The 3,786-nt window shown below is 59.8% G+C and carries 3 protein-coding genes, 1 tRNA gene and 1 pseudogene; 1 reads left to right on the top strand and 4 read right to left on the bottom strand.

Annotation, left to right across the window (positions count from 1 at the left end; all coding sequences use genetic code 11):
* Positions 1–75: 75 nt before the first annotated feature.
* Complete coding sequence (locus LQK83_RS21545) at positions 76–1,035, bottom strand: hypothetical protein (RefSeq protein ID WP_230839537.1); 960 nt, start codon at positions 1,033–1,035, stop codon at positions 76–78.
* Positions 1,036–1,204: 169 nt separating this feature from the next.
* Entirely contained in the window at positions 1,205–1,384 is a 180-nt protein-coding gene (locus LQK83_RS21540; protein ID WP_230839536.1) for a hypothetical protein, read from the bottom strand.
* A 472-nt stretch (positions 1,385–1,856) separates the two neighbouring features.
* Here LQK83_RS21540 and LQK83_RS21535 point away from each other — a divergent pair.
* Positions 1,857–2,918 (top strand): annotated as a pseudogene (locus LQK83_RS21535) (recombinase family protein); the annotation flags it as partial.
* Positions 2,919–3,293: 375 nt separating this feature from the next.
* Here the strand turns inward: LQK83_RS21535 and LQK83_RS21525 are convergent.
* Complete coding sequence (locus LQK83_RS21525) at positions 3,294–3,539, bottom strand: hypothetical protein (RefSeq protein WP_230839534.1); 246 nt, start codon at positions 3,537–3,539, stop codon at positions 3,294–3,296.
* 124 nt (positions 3,540–3,663) lie between these two features.
* Positions 3,664–3,740, bottom strand: a tRNA-Met gene (locus tag LQK83_RS21520).
* Between the last annotated feature and the right edge of the window lie 46 nt (positions 3,741–3,786).

Genomic DNA, 3,786 nt, shown 5'->3' with positions numbered 1-3,786 from the left:
CTCCCGAATCAATCTCACCGCTTCAAGCTTATATTCGCGGCTGAACTTCCTTCGTTGCATTCCTTCGCTCCAGTTTCATTGGAAACACCTTAACTCGGTGTCCATGAAACCGGCAGCAGGCCACAGGACAGAAACTGAGTCGTCGTCTGACCCACCCGACGTGTCCGGATCACTTGCGGCGCGGACGGCATCAGGGTCGCCCCGCTCGAGCGTTGCTGCGGTCAATCCGAAGTCGACCCCAGCCCTTGACTGGCGGTCGCCCCCGCCATCACGTTTCCGCGTATAGCTGTCGGCGAGCTGCCGGACGGCAGCCTTCCAATTGCGCTCGACAGCTGAGGCAAACTGTTTTCGCATCCACTCGATCGCGAGGCCCGCCCCATCCAACTCGAGCAGATGATCGAGATGACTCAAAGGCCAGATACCGTGATCGATGTCGATCTTCTGACCGTCACCGTTGATGATGACCGCTCGGACTTCATCGACCATCATGCGACGATGCTCTTTATAAAGGAGGTCGGGAACCACCAGCGATGACGCAAGCATCCGGTTCTTGAGGTCCGCGATGCGGGTCGCTTCATACGAACCCAGCGTGCGCTTGATATCGACGACGTAAGCGAGCCGCTTCGACTGGTGGACCACAAGCATGTCCGGCGTATATCCCTTGCGTCCGCCCGTATCAGCGTCGAGCGTCAGGCGGCGATAATGAGCCTCGTTGTTCATTTCGACGAGCTGAAGGGCTGCCGGCGTCACGGGCAAGCGGATGTTTTCCGTTAGAGCCAACAGATCAGGATTGGAGCCAGCAAGCAGCGCAATGCCCTGCTCGAGGAGACGACCCTCCTGGATCGGCACGGCGCGCATCAGCGTCGCCGCCTCTTCCAGACCTTTGGCAAGCCCATCGATCATTTCCGGGACGGCGAACGCAGAGGTCGCTGCTTGCTCGGCCAGTGCCAACAGACGCGGCTGAACCATGCTCGGGTCGATGGCCTTGTCGTAACGGCGAGCGCGGTCTGCGCTAAGGTGTTCGTGAGACATCATTCTTCTCCATGGAGGGATCGAACGCGACGGTGTCGGCCATGCTTCATCGTCTCTCGACGCGGAAATTATTTCCGCATTCGGCGGCAGCGACGCGCAAGGACCCGACGGTTTACGCGACGAGCCAGAACAGCAAGGCGCAAATCGGACGTGCGTTCGATCGGGGTTGAGACTAGTGAGCGGTCGAGGCGGTCACGACGGCGAAGCCATTTGCGCCAGGGCGCTTGGCCACGAACCCTGCGACGCGGCGCAAGGGGATGGCCGCGGAAACCGCGATGGTGCTCACAAGATCAACGGGAGAGGATGACAAAATTTCTTCCGTCGTGCGGAAGTTGAAGGTAAGGGTGTTCATAGCCCAATGCCTTTCCTACAAGGTTGCGGGTCAGGCCCTCGTTCAGCGCGCCAACGCTGGCGGGGGCCGCTAAGTGACTGCAGGAGCACAGCTTCTGCCGACACAACAACCCTACCGCGTCATCCCACCTGCAGCAAGGGGCCCCGGAACGCACCAGGAACGTTGAACGCGGTTATGGTTAACGCCCGACGCGGACGCTGAACCTTGGACAAAATAAAACCCCGCCGAAGCGGGGTTGGGATATCTCTTTGTGGGCTCGCAATGCCTGTGGGTCGAACGGCGCGCAAAACGTTCAGGCGAAGCCGACGCGGGGGGCTCCATTTGCCTGTCATCCGCGGCATATTTCGCCTCCGATCCCCGAGCCCACGCCGATCGCTCGACATTAACCATCATCACCGTTTTTGGCGGGAGGGGTTTAAAGCTCCGGCAAACACTCTAAGTAGGTCGGACGTTATCGAAGGCAGAACACGCGATGGCCAAAGCCGCACTTATCTACGCACGCTACTCGACCGAGCGCCAGAATGAAGTCTCGATTGAGACTCAGGTTGAGCTTTGCCGGGATTTCGCGGAGCAGAAGGGATGGGCGACGGCGGAAGTCTTCACCGATTTCGCGGTCAGCGGCACAAGCTACAAAAGCCGGCCGGGTATTCAGGCGCTTATCCGACGGGTCGAAGCCGGCGGCGTCGACGTCATCCTCTGCGTGACCGTCGACCGCATTTCACGCGACTCGGAACATGCGAATGGTTTTCTGAAGCGGCTCAAATTCAACGACATCGAACTCTGGACGGTTCAGGGCGGCGCACCCGTCACGGACATCGAGATGCGGCTGCGGGCAACGCTCAGCCAGGAGATGATCGAACAGATCCGCTACCGAACACGCGAGGGCATGAAGACCGCAGTCCGGAAGGGAAAGGCGTCCACCTGTCTCGCCTATGGCTACCGCCTGGCCGCAGTGCGCGATGCTAACGGCGACCGCATCCCCGGTTACCGCGACATCGACGAAGACAAGGCGGGCATCGTCCGCTGGATTTTCGAACAATACGCCGCGGGCGTTTCACCGCGCGACCTTGCACAACAACTGAATGAGAGAGGCATCGAAGGTCCAAGAGGCGCGGCCTGGCGAGACACGGCCATCCGCGGACATGCAGAGCGTGGCACGGGCATCCTCAACAACGAGACGTATATCGGACGGCTGGTCTGGAACAAACGCAATTACCGGAAGAACCCGGACACGGAACGGCGGGTGGCCCGCGCCAACGATGCTGCGCAATGGGTGACGTCGGACGTGCCGGCGATGCGGATCGTTTCGGACGAGCTTTGGTCAAAGGTAAAGCGACGCCAAAAGGAAGTCGGCGAGCTGTTTTCCTATACGACGACGAACGCGTTGAATGCCTCGCACCGCCCGTCATATCTCCTGTCGGGACTTCTCGAATGCGCTGAATGCGCAGGGCCCTACGCGATCATGGGCAAGGATCGCTACGGCTGCACCAATCACAAGAAGCGCCTGCCGATCGACGAACTGGGCGGTGCCTGCTGCTCGAACTCGAAGACGATCAAGCGCCAGGATGTCGAAGACCGGGTCCTCAGCGCGCTTCCGGCGGCATTTTTCAGCATGGGGATTTTTGACAAGCTGGCCGAGGAGACGAAGAAGCGAGTGGAGATCAAGCTGCGGTCGGGACCGTCCGAACATGCCAAGCGCGCCGACGACCTCAAATTGATCGAGGCGAAGCAAAAGGCGATCATCCAGCAGATTAGCGAACGCGCCCTGGAGGGGAGACCGCGCCTGCCGGCGCTCGATGATGCGCTCGACAAACTGGAACTGGAACGCGTGGCTGCCGAGCAGCTCCTTGCCGCCTGCAAACCGGACGACGACACACTGGAAGAGAAGCTGGCTGAGGTGCGCCGTCAATCAACGCCCGAGAACGTCGAACTGATCATCAACACGGTGCTCTATTACATGCGCGATGCCGCTGACAAAGATCTGAAGCAGCGGTACATCACGATGATCAGGATGCTGGTTCAGAAGGTGGTTGTCGGCCCGACGCCGGGTCATCAACCCGCGGAGCTTGCCATCCACGGCCGTATCGCCTCGATCCTGGCTGCGATGGAGGCTACGACGATCCTGGAGCGTCAGTTCGAGCTGCGGAAGCAGCATGCGTATCTTGAGGGGATTGATTCCGGTCGTCTATCCACGGAGCAGAAACAAAAAGAGTTCCTCGACGCTTGCGCGGAGGAACTCTCTGTTCGGCGACTTGCGTGGGCAAATTTGCAAGTTTCAGTGGTTGCGGGGGCAGGATTTGAACCTGCGGCCTTCAGGTTATGAGCCTGACGAGCTACCGGGCTGCTCCACCCCGCGTTATGTTTTAAAAAGAAACGGCCGCATCTGATGCGGCCCTTTATGT

Origin of the sequence: Rhizobium sp. C1 (assembly GCF_021026335.1) — a bacterium.
Taxonomy (GTDB): domain Bacteria; phylum Pseudomonadota; class Alphaproteobacteria; order Rhizobiales; family Rhizobiaceae; genus Ensifer_A.
The sequence above is the reverse complement of the archived record's forward strand: the minus strand, read 5'-3'. Positions and strand labels throughout refer to the sequence as shown.

Coding starts and splice junctions, on each gene's coding strand:
- LQK83_RS21545 (WP_230839537.1), bottom strand. CDS start 1,035: ATGATGTCTCACGAACACCTTAGCGCAGACCGCGCTCGCCGTTACGAC.
- LQK83_RS21540 (WP_230839536.1), bottom strand. CDS start 1,384: ATGAACACCCTTACCTTCAACTTCCGCACGACGGAAGAAATTTTGTCA.
- LQK83_RS21525 (WP_230839534.1), bottom strand. CDS start 3,539: ATGCTGCTTCCGCAGCTCGAACTGACGCTCCAGGATCGTCGTAGCCTC.